This is a genomic window from Paracoccus sp. S1E-3 (genome assembly GCF_013868135.1).
Taxonomy (GTDB): Bacteria; Pseudomonadota; Alphaproteobacteria; order Rhodobacterales; family Rhodobacteraceae; genus Paracoccus.
The window spans coordinates 13,776-29,457 of record NZ_JACEMU010000015.1 but is presented as its reverse complement, the minus strand read 5'-3'; the positions used below and the strand labels follow the sequence as shown (position 1 = coordinate 29,457).

Annotated in this window: 14 protein-coding genes; 5 read left to right on the top strand and 9 right to left on the bottom strand. The window is 66.6% G+C overall.

What is annotated here, in order from left to right; all coding sequences use genetic code 11:
- The 5 genes from H1S04_RS13610 to H1S04_RS13590 are packed head-to-tail and all read right to left on the bottom strand — an operon-like array spanning position 1 to position 7,015.
- On the bottom strand, positions 1-1,323 hold the full coding sequence (locus tag H1S04_RS13610) for a hypothetical protein (protein ID WP_181746082.1): 1,323 nt from the start codon (positions 1,321-1,323) through the stop codon (positions 1-3).
- Positions 1,320-2,420 (bottom strand): DUF3419 family protein, encoded by a 1,101-nt coding sequence (locus tag H1S04_RS13605; RefSeq protein WP_181746081.1) that lies wholly within the window; start codon positions 2,418-2,420, stop codon positions 1,320-1,322. Before H1S04_RS13605 ends, H1S04_RS13610 begins: the two co-directional genes overlap by 4 nt.
- A complete protein-coding gene (locus tag H1S04_RS13600) occupies positions 2,413-4,848 on the bottom strand; it encodes a PEP/pyruvate-binding domain-containing protein (protein WP_181746080.1) in 2,436 nt (811 codons plus the stop codon). Before H1S04_RS13600 ends, H1S04_RS13605 begins: the two co-directional genes overlap by 8 nt.
- A complete protein-coding gene (locus H1S04_RS13595) occupies positions 4,845-5,753 on the bottom strand; it encodes a UbiA family prenyltransferase (RefSeq protein ID WP_181746079.1) in 909 nt (302 codons plus the stop codon). Before H1S04_RS13595 ends, H1S04_RS13600 begins: the two co-directional genes overlap by 4 nt.
- Entirely contained in the window at positions 5,750-7,015 is a 1,266-nt protein-coding gene (locus H1S04_RS13590; protein ID WP_181746078.1) for a hydroxymethylglutaryl-CoA reductase, read from the bottom strand. The genes H1S04_RS13595 and H1S04_RS13590 overlap by 4 nt, the downstream gene beginning before the upstream one ends.
- A 76-nt stretch (positions 7,016-7,091) precedes the next feature.
- On the opposite strand from H1S04_RS13590, the gene H1S04_RS13585 reads away from it, so the two are divergent.
- Both H1S04_RS13585 and H1S04_RS13580 read left to right on the top strand, forming a co-directional pair.
- Positions 7,092-8,210 carry a sulfotransferase gene (locus H1S04_RS13585; RefSeq protein ID WP_181746077.1) on the top strand — a complete coding sequence of 373 codons (1,119 nt, stop codon included), beginning with the start codon at positions 7,092-7,094 and terminating at the stop codon, positions 8,208-8,210.
- Positions 8,207-9,481, top strand: coding sequence for a cytochrome P450 (locus tag H1S04_RS13580; protein WP_181746076.1), 1,275 nt, complete (start codon positions 8,207-8,209; stop codon positions 9,479-9,481). The genes H1S04_RS13585 and H1S04_RS13580 overlap by 4 nt, the downstream gene beginning before the upstream one ends.
- A gap of 14 nt (positions 9,482-9,495) precedes the next feature.
- On the opposite strand, the gene H1S04_RS18790 is transcribed toward H1S04_RS13580, so the two are convergent.
- Together H1S04_RS18790 and H1S04_RS13565 are read right to left on the bottom strand one after the other, a co-directional pair.
- Entirely contained in the window at positions 9,496-11,049 is a 1,554-nt protein-coding gene (locus H1S04_RS18790; RefSeq protein WP_255435620.1) for a LysR substrate-binding domain-containing protein, read from the bottom strand.
- Between the two features lie 185 nt (positions 11,050-11,234).
- Entirely contained in the window at positions 11,235-11,888 is a 654-nt protein-coding gene (locus tag H1S04_RS13565) for a 4'-phosphopantetheinyl transferase (protein ID WP_255435630.1), read from the bottom strand.
- Positions 11,889-12,247: 359 nt separating this feature from the next.
- Here H1S04_RS13565 and H1S04_RS13560 point away from each other — a divergent pair, with 359 nt between their 5' ends.
- The 3 genes from H1S04_RS13560 (at position 12,248) to msrA (ending at position 13,665) form a co-directional block, all read left to right on the top strand.
- Entirely contained in the window at positions 12,248-12,619 is a 372-nt protein-coding gene (locus H1S04_RS13560) for a MerR family transcriptional regulator (RefSeq protein ID WP_181746074.1), read from the top strand.
- 99 nt (positions 12,620-12,718) lie between these two features.
- The gene (gene msrB, locus H1S04_RS13555; protein WP_181746073.1) at positions 12,719-13,162 is read left to right on the top strand and encodes a peptide-methionine (R)-S-oxide reductase MsrB; all 444 of its coding nucleotides are present in this window, start codon (positions 12,719-12,721) and stop codon (positions 13,160-13,162) included.
- The gene (gene msrA / locus H1S04_RS13550) at positions 13,162-13,665 is read left to right on the top strand and encodes a peptide-methionine (S)-S-oxide reductase MsrA (protein WP_181746072.1); all 504 of its coding nucleotides are present in this window, start codon (positions 13,162-13,164) and stop codon (positions 13,663-13,665) included. The genes msrB and msrA overlap by 1 nt, the downstream gene beginning before the upstream one ends.
- Positions 13,666-13,831: 166 nt before the next feature.
- Here the strand turns inward: msrA and H1S04_RS13545 are convergent, their stop codons facing one another.
- Both H1S04_RS13545 and H1S04_RS13540 read right to left on the bottom strand, forming a co-directional pair.
- Complete coding sequence (locus tag H1S04_RS13545) at positions 13,832-14,662, bottom strand: alpha/beta fold hydrolase (protein WP_181746071.1); 831 nt, start codon at positions 14,660-14,662, stop codon at positions 13,832-13,834.
- A 375-nt stretch (positions 14,663-15,037) separates the two neighbouring features.
- Entirely contained in the window at positions 15,038-15,493 is a 456-nt protein-coding gene (locus tag H1S04_RS13540; protein ID WP_181746070.1) for a MerR family DNA-binding transcriptional regulator, read from the bottom strand.
- Between the last annotated feature and the right edge of the window lie 189 nt (positions 15,494-15,682).

Here is a 15,682-nt window from a genome sequence, read left to right as displayed (position 1 = left end):
TCAGCCTCCGATCGTGGCGATGGCGTGAAGATAAGCGCCGAGGGGCAGGATCAGCGCCAGCACCGACAGTTTTGTCATCCGGCGCTGGTGGAAATGCCGGGGTGCGAGGCTGGGAACAAGCGCCGTCAGCGCCAGACTGGGCAGGACCATGCGCCAGAGCGGACCGGCCCAGTTCGCCTCGGCCGGATTTGCCATCAGCGCCCATTGGCGCAGCAGGCCCAGCCCGGCGGTGATCGCGATCAGCGCCGCTGCGCGCCGCCACACCGGCTGGGGCACCAGCGCCAGCGCCGCAAGCCCGGTCGCCAGCCCCATCATCGCCGCGCCATAGAAGGAGATCGCGTTCCAGCCCGTAGCCTGCCCCAGCACCAGCGAGCCGAAGCTGATCAGCGCCACCGCAGCCACAACATCGAGATCGGGGAAGCGGCCCGCTCCGGGATTGGCGTCGCGCGCCCAGACATGGATGAACAGCACCAGAAGCGGGACCACCGCATTGTGGAAGGCGGTCGCGGCCAGCAGCAGGAACAGCGCGATGACGTAAACGCGCGCGCTGTGCCTGGTCAGGCCAAAGCGGCCCGCGACCGACAGGAAGGCAAGCACCGACAGCGCGAACCCGACCGCCAGCACCGCCAGCGACAACGGATCCTTCTGGGCATGCGTCGTCAGGAAGATCAGCAACCCCACCGGCAGGAACAGGTTGTCGAAGCCTTGCCAGCTGGTCGCTTCGACCATGGTGCCGAAGCCCGCGACCATGGCCGAGATCAGCAGCATGTTCACGGGCGGCAGCGGCGTCATCAGCATCAGGCAGACCAGCGAAATCAGGAAGCTGAGCGTGAAGAAGACGACGCTGCCCTCGATGCTTTTGCGGCCCTCGCCGACGATGAAGAACCTGCGGCCATAGCTGCTGCCCGCCAGCGCCGCGGCGGCATCGGCGAGCGTCAGGATGGCAATGGGCAGGACGTAAAGCCAGGGCCGGTCGCCCGACAGGAACATGCACATGCCGATCGCGATAGCCAGCATGAGATCGCCATAGGACTGCCGCTCGACCCCGTGTAGCGTCGCGCCAAGGCCCGTGGTCGCCACCTTCGGCAGCCGCAGCACCCCCATCACCACCAGCGTGACCCCGACCAGCAGATAGACCGGCCAGCGGTCGGGAAACAGCCAGGGCAGCGTGAGGGCGTAAAGCCCGGTGGTGATATGGATCAGCTTGCGCTGCATCTCGGCGCTGATGTGATGGGCGGCGGCCATGCGACGCAGCAGCGCCATCAGCCCGAGCAGCACCAGGACTGAACAAAGCGCGATGGCGATCTGCAAAGGCGCGCTCAACCGATGACCTCCTCGACCACGAAATCGGAATAGAAGAAGGCCTTGTCCTGCGCCTTCAACCGGTCCTCGATGGCGCTCAGGGTTCGCACGCGGGCTGCGTGTTCCGGTGGCACCCGGCGCGGCGCCATCATGTTCCAATAGACCAGCCGCGCGCCGGGATTGGCGGCATCGAGGATGCGGCCATAGACCTGCGAGAAGACCTGCGGCGGCATGTATTCGAAAATGTCCGAGAGGTTATAGCCATCCGCCCGCTCGCCGGTGGAGACGAACGCCTCCAGCGCGCCGGGGCGGATCTTGATCCGCTCCAGACGGTCGCGGATGGTCCGGTAATGCTCGGGACGCCAGCTCATCGGCAGCGCGGCGCCATGGCCGCCCTTCAGGATCCAATGCAGATAGGGGTTCTGCGCCGGATCGAGATCTACGCCCGCATGGCGGATGCGGCTGGCGACATGCCGGGCCGGGCTGCCCTCGACATGGTCGAAAAACGCCTTGTCGCGGCCCATGCGGCCCATCACGAAGCGCGAGAAAAACAACTTCACCAGCAGCCGCCAGCGCAGGTTGTTGAACCGCTGGTTCAGAAACAACTCGCGTTCCGGGCGCGGGCGCGGAATGAAGGTGTCGTCGATGGTCCGCCTTGAATGGACGAAGGGCAGCAGGCGGGTGCGGAAGATGCGGAAATAGCGCTCGAACCTGCCGACGCCGCCAGCGCCATGGGCCGCCACCTCCTGCGACAGCGCGGCCCAGAAGGCGCGGGTTTCGGGGTCAAGATCAGCGGTCGCGCGCTCCAGCAACGCCTTGCGGCGCGGACTTGGACGCGCGCCCATCAGCTCCAGAAACTCGGCGTGATCCAGCGCCCGGAAGGCGCCCATGCGCAGGTGGAGGCAGGCGATCTGGGCGGGCGACAGATCCACCACCACCACACGCTCGGGATCCAGCGTCAGCATCGCCAGCGCATTGTCCCCGGCCGAGCAGATCGACACCAGCGTGGCCCCCCGCTGATCGCCAAGGGCTTCGGTCAGGACATCGGCATCCTCCCACAGCTGGGCGTAGCGGATGTGGTCGAAGCGTGCCCGCGCGGCGATGTCGGAACTATGCATCCAGCCGCTCCACCCTGCCGGTCGCGCCATCGACGCCGAGGGTTTCGCCATCGGTGATCCAGTCGGTCGCGCCCTTCAGCCCGACGACGCAGGGGATGCCCAGTTCCCGCGCGACAATGGCCGAATGCGACAGCAGCGAGCCGCGTTCGACCACAATGGCCGAGGCATTGGAAAACACCGCGATCCAGCCCGGATCGGTGTGGCGCGCGACCAGAATATCGCCGGGGGCAAGGCTTTCGCGGCGCGGGTCGCGGATGATGCGCGCGCGTGCCGTGACCCGCCCGGCCGAGCAGCCGGTGCCCATTTTCACCCGCGCATCGCTCGGCGGCGCGCCGGTGGCGGTGGCGGTCCAGACGGGGGCAATGGCCGGGCCGTAGATCTCGATCCGTTCCGGCGGATCGGGACGGCGGCTTGACACCGCATCCTCGGCCTTGCGCAGCCGGGCGATGGCGGCAAGGTCCGGGGACAGTCCAAACCCCTCGACCGCGCCCAGCACCTCGGACGTGGTCAGCCAGAAGATATCGCGCGGCTCGTCCAGCAGCCCACGGGCGTGAAACTCGCGGCCGAGGGCCAGGAATACCCGCCGCGCATAGCCAAAGATGCGGGTGCGTTCAAAGCGCAGATTCTCGCGGTCGCGGACGCGGGCGCGGGCCCAGTTCGTCAGCGCCCGCGCCACCCGGCGGCGCAGCGGGTTTTTCGGGAACAGCGCCCGCCAGTCCGCTTCGCCGGAGGGGAGAGGGCTGCGCGGGCCCTGCGCGGCGCTGGCGGCGATGGCGGCCAGAAGCGGCGCCGGGTCCTGCATAAGGGGGATGCTTTCCAGCTTCAGCTCCTCGGTGCAGCGATCACCGAATTTCTGCAGATAGGCATCCAGCTCGGCGACGATCTCGGGATGGCCGTTCAGTGCCGTGACCCCCTGCGTCTCCAGCGCCGCGGTCAGCCCGGCGGCGCGCACCATCTCGCCCATCCGGGCGATGCGGCGCGCCGGCTCGGCCGAGATGATGTCGCCCTGGCCGATCATGACGTCGTTATGCAGCGCCAGCCCCTGCGGCCCCAGCCATCTCTCCAGCATCCTGCGCGAGGCGCCGAAGCCGATCATGCACAGGAAATCATTGACGAGCGGCGCGTCCCAGCGGTCCAGCAGATCGGCCTCGATCCGGCGGAACTGCGCGGCAAGCGCGACCGGGCCGGCGGTGGCAAGGTCCAGATCGCTGCCAAGAGCGGCGTTCAGCCGGGCGTAGAAGCGCGCCCGCGTGCGCGGCAGCCACGCCGCCTGCCACAGCAGCCCGGCCCCGACCCGCGCGACCCGCAGGTATTCCGTCACCCTTGCGAATCCCTGCGCCGGGGGCGGCCCGATGCTGGCGGTCAGCGCCTGCGGCAGCGGCTCGGACAGGCCCATCATGGTTTCCATATAACCCCGGTTCAGTGCGAAACCCGGCAGCAGCGCCAGCGCCCGGTACCAGTTGCCGAGATTGTAATAGACCCGCCCGTCCACCCGGCCCAGCATGTTGGCGAATATCCCGGCATGATCGGCGACGGTGGCGGCAGGCACGCCCAGCAGGTCCACGAAGGCGCGATAGACCCGGTCATAGACATGCATGGCAAAGCTGTAGGTCAACGGGCTTACAATGCCCGGATAGCTTTCAATGATGTTGGAATTGTCGAAGACCGTCAAAGTGTCGTCGGCGGCGGGCGCAGGCCGGAGGGGGGTGGTGATCGGGCGGCTTTGCAGGATGTGCAGCCCGTCCGCATCGATGGCCCATTCGATGTCCTGCGGCGCGCCGAAGGCCGCCTCGGCCCGGCGCGCGAGATCGGCAATCGCGGCGGCCTGTTGGGCGGTCAGCACCGCCGGCCGCGCGGGCGCGGTCACCGCCGCGCCGAAGACCCAAGGCTCGCCGTCGACCTCACCCGCGACCAGCCGTTCGCCCAGACCCGCAACGGCCGAGATCATCACCTCGCCCCGCAGCCCCGAGACCGGATTGGCCGAAAAGGCCACCCCGGCCGCCCGCGCGTCGATCATGCGCTGAACGATGATGGCGGGGGCCTCGGCTGCGCCGCCGCTGCGTCTGGCGCGGTAGGTCCGGATGCCGTCGGTGAAGCCCGAGGCCCAGACGGCCGCGGCGGCGGCGATCACATCCGCTGCGGCGACGTTCAGGCGGGTGTCGAACTGGCCGGCATGACTGTGTTCGGCGCCGTCCTCGCCCCGGCCGGAGCTGCGCACGGCATAAGGGGCCGGACCAAGCCCCGCCATCGCGGCGGCAAGCTCCTCGGCCAGCCGGGGATCGGGGGTGCCATCGGTGAAGGCTTCGGCGCGGATCACGATGAAGTCGGGCGGTGCGAAGCCGGCGGCGGCCAGTCGGTGCAGGCTGGCCGCCTTGCCGCCGACCTGCGCCGGATCGCCTGCCGTGTGCTGGGGGACGACCAGCCTCATGTCAGCGCCCGGACGAGGAAGGGCGCGAAACCCGCGGTGGCATAGCACAGAAAGACCCACAGGCCGGACAGCGTATCAACCAGTTTCTGCGCCTCGGGCGTGGGGGCGGCCGCATAGCGCCGCGCCGCGCCGGCGCAGGCGGCAAAGCCCAGCAGGGCGACCATGCCACTCAGCCACAGCGCACCGGTGCAGGCGCCGACACCAACCAGCAGCAGCGCCGACAGCCCGACCGCGAGTGTCCAGACCCGCGACGCAGATCCCGGCCCCCACAACCGGGAATAGCTGTCGACGCCGGCGATTTCATGATCGGTCGCCCACAGCTTGCGCCCGATCTCGAGCACGCAGCCATTGACGAAGGACAGCCCCAGAAACAGCCACAGCCCGGCGGGCGCGCGGCCATGGGGCATCCATTCCAGCGCGGTCAGCAGCAGGTCGATCAGCGGCATGATCGCCATATGGCTGACCAGATACAGAACCGGCCGCGCCTTCAGCCATGCCGGCGCGCCGAATTCCAGCGTCATCGCCGCGAGCCACATCCAGACCAGCCCCAGCAGCCACAGCACCGGCGGATACCACAGCCCCGCCGCCAGCGCCGTCAGCGCCATGCTGGCGCCCCCCAGCGTCAGGATCAGCCTGAGCGAGACCAGCCCGCGCGGGATCGGCCGGTCGGGGCGATAGTGACGGTCGTCATCGAGATCCTTCCATTCGTCGCAGGCGCGCATCTGGAAGAACAGCGTCATCGCGATCACGAAACCAGCCAGAAAGGCCGGCCAATGCGGCAACCCCCGTCCCGCCAGTTGGGCCGAGGCCGAGATGCTGGCCGCCGAGAACACCCCCAGCAGCGGCGCCGTTCTGGCCAGCGGAAACCGCTCGGCCTGATAGATCCACAGGTTGCGCAGGCTCATCGGTGGCGCGCCAGGGTTTCATGGGCGCGGGCGAACTCGCCCGCCGCAATGGCGGCGACGATGGAGATCTCGCCGCAGAGGCAGGTGGCGGCAGCGACCTCGGCCAGGGCGGCGGCCTTGCCCGCACCTTTCAGGCCAAGAATGTTCAACCCGGCGGTCTGGCTGGGCAGTCCGGTGCCCCCGCCGACCGAACCAACGAGGATGTTGGGCAGGGTGACGCTGACGAACAGGTCGGGGCCGCGCGCCTCCATCCGGGTGATGCCGACCGCGCTTTCGGCCACGCAAGCGGCATCCTGCCCGGTCGCCAGATACAGCGCCGCGAGGCCATTGGCGAAATGCGCCTGCGCGCCGATCTGGCCCGACAGATGCGCGCCCAGATCGGCGACCCGGCCATAGTCCAGCATCGCCTGCACGCTGGTGCCCAGATGCTTTTCGACCACCACCGCAGGCAGCGTGACCGAGGCACTGATCTTGCGCCCGCGCCCGGTGATCAACCCGAGGAACGAGGCCTTCTTGTCACCCGAGAAATTGCCCTCGATATACCAGGCGCGGAGCGGGACCGGGCATTCGGCCAGGATCGCCTGACACAGCGCATGGGTGGCGATGGTGACCATGTTCTGCCCGGCCGCGTCGCCGGTCGTATAGCGGCAGATCAGAAAGACCACATCATTATCGATGATCGGTTCCAGTGCGGTCAGCTTGCCATGGCGCGTCGTCGCCTCGGCCGCGCCGATCAGATCGTCGATATGGCAGACCACCCATTCGACGAAGCGCCCGGCATCGAACAGGCCGCCGAAGACGAAGGCGGGCGTGCGGATGACCCCTTCATAAAGCAGCGCTGTGCTGATTCCGCCCGCCTTGGTGGCGACATAGGCCCCCCGCGCGTAAGACGCCACCAGCGCCGCTTCGGTCGTGGCCATGGGGACGTGGAAATCGCCCTTGGCGTTCAGCCCATTGACCCGCATCGGGCCGATGATACCGACCGGCAGTTTCACGGTGCCGATGAAATTCTCGATATTGGCGGAATAGACCTCGGGCGCGGTCATGGTGTCGGGGTCCGCCAGCGCCGCCTGATCCGCCGCCGTGGCGGTACCGATCAGCCGCGCCCAATAGCGCCCGACCGAGGCCGCACTGGCCTGCCGGACCGGGCGCAGGGTGGTGAACTCCTCGTCGCTGGGCAACATGCGCGCTTCCAGCGGTTCGGTCTGGAAGCGCGCCCGGACACGGCGCAGCATCTCCTGGACATGCGAGGGAATGGTCATTTGGCGGTTTCGAAACCCGACGGACTGATGCTACCACATTCCCGCAGATGGCGGGTTTTGTTGGAAAAGATCAGGTATGCGCACAAAACTCAAGCATCGGTGGAGCGTCGGGCACAATTACCTGACCGGCATCACCTTCGGGCGATGGATGCGGCTGCTGGCGCAGAACGGCTTCCGCATCTCGCCGGCCTATCTGCACCGGGCAGCCTTCATCACCGCCGCCAGCCTGCCCAATTCCGCCTTCGCCGCCATTGAAAAACTGCGCTTCGGCAGCGCGATCGAGGCCGCGCAGATCAGCCGGCCGCCGCTGTTCATCCTCGGCCACTGGCGCAGCGGCACGACCCATCTGCACGACCTGCTGGCCTGCGACCGGGCGCAGTTCCAATTCGCCAACACCTATCGGGTGGTGAACCCGCTGACCTTCCTGACTACCGAAACCGTCGCCGCACGGCTGTTTTCCTGGCTGGTGCCGCCGAAGCGGCCGATGGACAACATGGCGCTCAGCCTCGCCTCGCCGCAGGAGGACGAGTTCGCGCCCCTGCTGATGAGCCTGTGTTCGCTCTATCTGGGTATCAGCTTTCCGGCCCGGCAGGATCATTACGAACGGCAATTGAGCTTTCGCGGCGCCGATCCGGCCGAGGTCGCCGCGTGGAAACACGCCCTGCTGACCTTCTGCAAGAAACTGTCGCTGCGGGATGACCGGGCGCTGCTGCTGAAATCGCCGCCCCACACTGCGCGTATCCGCACCCTGCTGGAGATCTTCCCCGAGGCCCGATTTGTCCATATTCACCGCGATCCTTACCGGGTCTTTCAGTCGCAGCGGCATTTCTTCGACACGGCGGGCTGGTATACCTATCTGCAACGCCCCGATCCGGCCGCCATCGACGACGGCATCCTGACCCGTCACGAAACCATGTATGACGCCTATTTCGACGATCTGCCGCTGATCCCGGAAGGCCGTTTCTGCGAATTGCGCTTCGACGCGCTGGAGGCCGATCCGGTGGGCCAGATCGCCACAGTCTATGACCGGCTGGGGCTGGACGGGTTCGACCGGATGCGACCGGATCTTGTGGCCTATCTGGACGGCCTGCGCGGCTATGAAAAGAACCGCTTCCCCGAACTGGACGCGCCCACCCGCGCCGTGGTCGCCAGCCGCTGGCGGCGCAGTTTCGAGACCTGGGGTTACCCGACATGAGCCGCGCCCCCGGCCCGCGCGGCCACCCGATCACTGGCTCGCTGGCGGGTTTTCGGCACGATCCGCTGGGGCTGATGGCGGGCGCGCTGCGGGCGCATGGCGATATCGTGCGCTTCCGCTTCGCCCATATCACCGCGCATCTGCTGAACGATCCCGACCACATCGCGCAGGTGCTGTCGCGCAACGCAGCGAATTACGACAAGAACACCCGCAGCGCCGCGCTGATCCGCGACGCCTGCGGCGACAGTCTGCTGTCGGGCAACGAAACGGCCTGGGCGCGCCACCGCCAGCTGCTGGCGCCGGTTTTCCAACCCGGCGCGGTCGCGCCCTGGGCGCCGCTGATCGACGCCCGGATGCAGCCCGTGCTGGCCCGCTGGGATGCGGTGGCGCAGACCGGCGGCCAGATCGACATCGTCGCCGAGATGATGTCGCTGGTCATCGGCATGGCCGCGCGGCTGTTGTTCTCGACCGAGATCGACGTGGCCCGGATCGAGGCGCCGCTGGCGGTGCTACTGGAAGATACCTGGCGCCGGCTGCAGGCGCCCTTCGATGCAGCGGTGATCTCGGCCGCCTTTCACCGGCGCGCCTTCAAGGATGCCCGCGCGCAGATCGACGCCGTGGTGATGCAGATGATCCGCGACCGGCGCCAATCCGACCGGCGCCCCGATGATGTCCTGTCCCGCCTGATCGCCGCGCATGAAGCCGAGGGCGCGGCGGCGCTGACCGATACCGAATTGCGCGACGCCGCCGTCACCCTGCTGCTGGCCGGGCACGAAACCACCGCCAATGCGCTTGCCTGGATGTTCTGGCTGGTCGCCCGCGAACCCGCGCGCGGCCTCGAAACCACCGATCCGCAGAAACTGCTGGCCGAGGCGCTGCGGCTTTACCCCTCGATCTGGATCATCGAGCGGCGCGCCATCGCGCATGACCGGATCGGCCCCTACCGGATCGGCGCCGGCAGCACGGTGCTGATCTCACCCTGGCTTCTGCACCGCAACGCCGCATTCTGGCCCGACCCCCAACACTTCGATCCCGAACGCTTCGGCCCCGGTCAGAGCGGGGCGCGCCCCCGCCACGCCTACCTGCCCTTCGGGCTGGGGCCGCATCGCTGTATCGGCCTGCATCTGGCGCGGCTGATTGCGGGGCGCATCATCGCGGCCAGTTATGATCACTTCCGCTTCACCGCCCGCGATCCCGACCCCTGCCAGATCCGCCCGCAGATCACCCTGCGCCCCAGCGGCCCGCTCTGGCTGCGACCGTACCGGATCTAGTGGCGGCCGCCCGGTCACGATCCGCGGTCCATCTCGTTCTTGGCCCACAGATATCCGATGAAGGCACCCTTCACGATGCGCAGCAGCACCAGCGTCAGCAGCGTTATCCCAACCGTCAGCACGGTCAGGAAGGTGACCGGATCGGGCTGGAACAACACCCAGCCAAAGCCGATTGCGGGGATGAGCAGCAGCATGACGAAGGTCATGGTGAAGAAGGCGGGACCGTCCGCCGCCGGGTATCGGCCCAAGGGCGCGTCGCAGTGATGGCAGGCGTCCACCACTTTCAGATAGCCGTCGAAGATCCGGCCGTCGCCGCAATTGGGGCAACGGCCGAGCGCGCCGCGCTTGACGGCGAGCGAACTGTCGCGTGTCTCGGTCATGGTCAACATCCTTGTCGAAATCCGCCTTGAAACCTGCGCGCCGGGCCGGTGCAGCCCTGCCGCCCGCGTGGCCAGCCAGATGAGCTTGCGCGCCACCGACTGGGCGATCTTCACGAAATTATGGACAAGCACACCCTGCTCATCAATGCGATAGTTCACCGACAGTTCGGTGATGCCGAGCGGCGCGTGAATATCGAAAAAGCGCACCCCGGCCCGCTGCGCGCCGCGCACCGATTCGGGCACGATGCAGAATCCCTCGCCGATGGCGACAAGACTCAGCGCGGTCTGCAGGTCCTGACTGAAGACGCGCCGTTCGAATTCCAGCCCCCGCAGCTTGCATTTCTCCAGCACGAAATCGGCATAGTTCGGTCGCGGAAATTCGGGATAGAGGATCAGGTTCTCGCCGGTCAGCTGCCCGAGGTCGCAATTCGTGGCGCTGCCCGTCACCATCGTATCGGGGGCGGCGATGATCAGCGGCTCCTCGCGCAGCTTGCGGCTCATGAACTCCTTGTCGACCAGCGTGGGGCGGGCGAAAGCCACGTCGATCTCGCGGCGGATCAGGCTGCGATAGAGTTGGGCGTTGTTCATTGGGATCAGGCTCAGCGCGACGCCGGGGTAATTGGCGCGGAAGGATTTGATGATATTGGGCACGATCCCGAAGGTGGCCCAGCCGACAAAACCGATCCTCAGCCGCCCCGCCGCGCCCTGCCCGATCCGGCGCACCTCCAGCTTGGCATCGTCGAGCTGCTGCAGGATGCTGCGCCCGCGCTCCAGCAGTCGTTCACCGGTCTGGGTCACGGTGATGGCGCGTTGACCGCGGTTGAACAGCACCGCTTCCAGTTCGTCCTCGATCTGCTTGATCTGGCGCGACAGGGGGGACTGCGCCATGCCCAGCCGTTCGGCGCCACGCCCGAAATGCAATTCCTCGGCGAGGGTGACGAAGTAGGTCACCAGACCCACGGCGCGCATCCGCTGTTCGTTATGCATGATGCCGCTCAGGCTGCACTCCAGTCCCGACAGCCAGTCATCGCGCCCAAGCGGTTCAAAGGCACAGGAATGGGCCGTCTGCCCAAAGGCCAGCGTTGCCATGAAGAAATAGATGCCTTGGCTGTGCGCGCAGACCGCCCAGATGATCCGGGCCAGGGCAACTGCCACGCCGATGCCCGCCGCCATCGCCACGGGTAGCATATTGGCCCAGCAGGAAGCTGCCCCCCTCCCCCGGTCGAGCGGGACCATCGGCCCGAACGAGGTTTCGACCGCGCGGCGATCTCGGTCACCTCGCCCTCGACCGCCAGCGGCGTGACCTTGTGTATCGCAGAAGACGACGGCGCCGACAGGATACAGCCGGCGCCGTCGTCTGGCAGGTCGGAGGATCAGCGCCAGAGGATCGTCGCAACGTGATCGGCGGCAACCCTCTGGATTGCCTCGAACCGGGCGCCGGCGGCCCAGTCCGGCCCCCAATCCTCGGCCAGTGTCAGGGCCATCCCCTCCGGCAACCAGTCGGCATGGGCGGCGGAAAAGGCGCGAAACTGCCGGGTGGCGGGATAAAGCGCCTTGAAAAGCGCCTCCTTCGCCGAGAAAACCCGTGTGACCTCGTGATGCAGGGACAGGCCGGACCGGCCGGGCGGCAGTTCGGGCATGACATCGGGGGCCAGCCGACGTGCGGTCTCCGGGGTCACCAGCCGCTCGATATCCAGCCCGATCAGCCGCGCCGTCCCGGCAGGTGCGGCAATGGCTGCGGCGAGGCTGCCGCCATGGCTGATGCTTCCCCGCCAGCCGGCGGGCCAGACCGGCAGGCCGTCCGCGTCCATGCCGGGCGCCTCTGCTTCGGCCAGCCCGGCCCGGCGCAGCGCCGTCCGTGCGGCGAGGCGACCTGCGGTGAAGCTCGCCCGTCGCCGGGGCGCGCTGGCGCGGATGCGGGCGGGCAGCGTGATCTGCTCCGTGGCGGCCAGCGGCACCACGGCCAGCCCGGCGCCGGGCGGCAGATGCAGGCCACGCAAGGCCGCAGCTAACAGTTCGGCAGGCATCCGGGTCACATCCGCTCCTCTGCTTGATCCGTGTCGGCGCTGCGCCGGGACCGCCGGCACCATTTCCACCCAGGATCCGACATGCAACGTCACGCCGGGCCAGCGGATGCCGTTATCGCCTTTTGATCGCCTGCGCCAAGTCAAATGACCGACCGGTCCGTTCAACTTGGCGTCCCCCTGTTGGCGAGCGGACGCCAGAGAGAAGATCAGGCATCTTCGCGCCTTCATCACGGCTCGGCCGTATCGAGGCCCGAAACAATGGCGCTCACGGTTCACGGGTGGAAATTGCCGTGATCCTTGAATTCGGTGTGCAGGGCATATAAGGCTTTAACTCAAGTTGAAGGTTAAGGACCTGCGCCATGAAAATCGGCGAAATCGCCAAGGCCGCCGGCGTCAGCACGTCGCGCATCCGTTTCTATGAACGCGAGGGGATCATCCCGGCTGCCGACCGCAGCGCCAACGGCTATCGCGATTATCCGGCCGAACTGGTGACGCTTCTGCGTTTCATCGAACAGGCGCAGGGCCTCGGCTTTACGCTGCGCGAAATCTCGGGTGTCGGAATCGGCACCGGCGAACATATCGTGTCCTGCGCGGACGCGCTGGAACTGCTGGCCGGCAAGCGCGACTCGATCACTGCCCTGATCGCCGAAGCCCAGGACCGCAAGCAACGGATCGAAGCGCTGATGGCGGAACTGGAAGCCAGCAGGGCCGCGCGGCGCGCGACGGGTTGAGGAACCGGCGGCCAAAAGCCGAATACCAACGCGTGACGCCATTGGAAATGCATCCCCGCCTGCCTACATGCGAGCAGCAAGCATATAGGGGGACCAAGGATGACCTATACGAAATCCGACGATGCGATTGCCCGCCTGACGCCCGAACAGTTCCGCGTGACCCAGCAGAACGGCACCGAGCGCGCCTTTACCGGCGAATATGACGAGCATTTCGAACCCGGTATCTATGTCGACATCGTCTCGGGCGAGCCGCTCTTCGCCTCCAGTTCCAAGTTCAATTCGGGCTGCGGCTGGCCGTCGTTTTCCAAACCCATCGTCGACGCGAATGTCAACGAGTTGCGCGACACCAGCCACGGCATGATCCGCACCGAGGTGCGGTCCGCCCATGGCGACAGCCATCTGGGCCACGTCTTCCCGGATGGCCCGCGCGAGATGGGCGGCCTGCGCTACTGCATCAACTCGGCCAGCCTGCGCTTTGTCCCCAAGGCAGAGATGGCGGCCGAAGGTTATGGCGACTATCTGGATCAGGTGGAGGAGAGCTGATGACCGAACGTGCTGTTTTGGCCGGGGGCTGCTTCTGGGGCATGCAGGATCTGATCCGCAAGTTGCCGGGGGTCGAAGCGACCCGCGTGGGTTATACCGGCGGCGATGTGGCGAACGCCACGTATCGCAATCACGGCAGCCATGCCGAGGGGATCGAGATCCTGTTCGATCCGGCGAAGATCAGCTATCGCCAGCTGCTGGAATTCTTTTTCCAGATCCACGACCCTTCGACCCGCGACCGGCAGGGCAATGACCGCGGCACCAGCTATCGCTCGGGGATATATTACACCTCCGACGCGCAGCATCAGACCGCGCTGGAGACGATCGCGGATGTGGATGCCTCGGGCCTGTGGCCGGGCAAGGTGGTGACCGAGGTGAAGCCGGCAGGCGATTTCTGGCAGGCCGAGCCGGAGCATCAGGACTATCTGGAACGCATCCCGAACGGCTATACCTGCCACTTCCCGCGCCCGAACTGGGTTCTGCCCAGGCGCGCCGCGGAATAGCCTTTATCTGCGCCGGGTCCGAGCTTGACGTGGAGCCTCGCCCGGATCGGCGCGTGGCTGCCGGCCCCACCATCGCCTTGTAGCCACGAAGCGCATGCCCCGGCCGTCGCTCCACCGCTTCAAGGAAAAGGGTCAGCGGACTGACCCGCTGACCCGCTGAAAATCTTCAGCCGCGAATGAAGGCCAGCAGATCCCTGTTGATCGTCTCGGCCTCGGTGGTGGGCATGCCGTGCGGGAAGCCCGGATAGGTCTTCAGCACGCAGTTCTGCAGCAGTTCGGCCGATTTCTTGCCCGAGATCTCGAACGGGACAACCTGATCGTCCAACCCGTGCATGACCATCATCGGCGTGGTGATGCTTTTCAGATCGTCGCGGAAATCGGTCTGCGAGAAGGCAACGATGCTGTCGTAATGCGCCTTGGCGCCGCCCATCATGCCCTGACGCCACCAGTTGTCGATCACCGGCTCCGACGCCTTCGCACCCGGACGGTTATAGCCATAGAACGGTCCCGCCGGCACGTCATGGAAGAACTGCGCGCGGTTTTCCCTGGTGTTCTTCTGGAAGTCGTCAAAGACCGACTTGTCGATCCCGTCCGGGTTATCCGCCGTCTTGACCATCAGCGGCGGCACCGCGCTGATCAGCACACCCTTGGCGACCTTGTCTTCCGGGTGCCGCGCGATATAGCGCGCGACCACACCGCCGCCGGTCGAATGGCCGACATGGACCGCCCCCTGCACGCCCAGATGCCTGACCACGGCGGCGGTGTCATCGGCATAATGATCCATGTCGTGACCGTCCCAGACCTGTTGCGAACGGCCATGGCCGCGACGGTCGGTGGCGATGACGCGGAAGCCCTCGCCCAGAAAGAACATCATCTGGGCGTCCCAGTCATCCGCGCTCAGCGGCCAGCCATGGTGAAAGAAGATGACCGGAGCGTCTTTCGGGCCCCAGTCCTTGAAGTAGATTTCGACGCCATCATCCGTGGTAACGTAACCCATTTATATTACTCCGATATATCTCAATGACTGTGGCACCACGGCGAATTTTTCCCGGAAAGGATGGCGTCGTCGGACGGTTTCAGCACGCGGCCGAAGGAATCGAATACCCGGCAGACAGACGCAGCGTCTTCAACACATCAACGCAAATAATCGTTCACAAACAGTCTTCTGCCGAAAGGCGGCACGGCAGGAAGATTCGGTATCCGAAAGCTGACGACCTCCTCTTTTCAGGACGATTCGCGGGGATGCCAGCCAAGGCTAACATTGAACCGGAGTTAAGGGTCAAGCGCCCTGAAGAAGGCCATTCGCACCTCCGCTGACCGCCGGGAGGATCGGGCCAAATGCCGCTGGCCGGGGCGGCCTGCAGCCGGTAATCTACATATCCGCCGCAGCTGCGGCATGCCCCCCGCGTTGGACCATATGCGCCCTGCCAAGCATGGCCAGCGACATCACCCGTTCGGCATTGCTGGCGCAATCCATGCCGTCTGGGCGGCTGGAAAGGGCTTCGCTGATGGCCAGCAGATGCGCCTTGCTGGCTGCGAGGCGCGCCTGCGCGATCTCGATCTCGGTGATTTTCCGGCTCAGCGTCGCAGTCAGCAGGTCGTGGTCCCAGACCGCCAGATCGCGCGGGACCAGCATCTGCATCTCCTCCAGCGTGAAGCCCGCATCCTGCGCCAACAGGATCAGGCCGATGATGATGACCGCATTTTCGGGATAGACACGATAGCCGTTCGGCAACCGCTCAACCGCCCGCAAGAGGCCGATCCGCTCGTAATAGCGGATGCGGGATTGCGAGAGCCCGGTCCGCCGGGAAAGCTCGCCTATCCTCATCCCCGTTCTCCCTTCGCGCTCTGCCGTCAAAGTAACCGCGCGCCCCCAAACTGTCGAGCAGCCCCCCGAAGGCGGCCCGCATCTGCAAGGCGCGGCCCCCCGTCGCGGTGCGTCCGCATGGGCGGCCGATCCAAAGCCGAGCGGGCTGTGGGCAGCAGCGGAAACCGCCGCCGCTGTCACTGTCGCTGT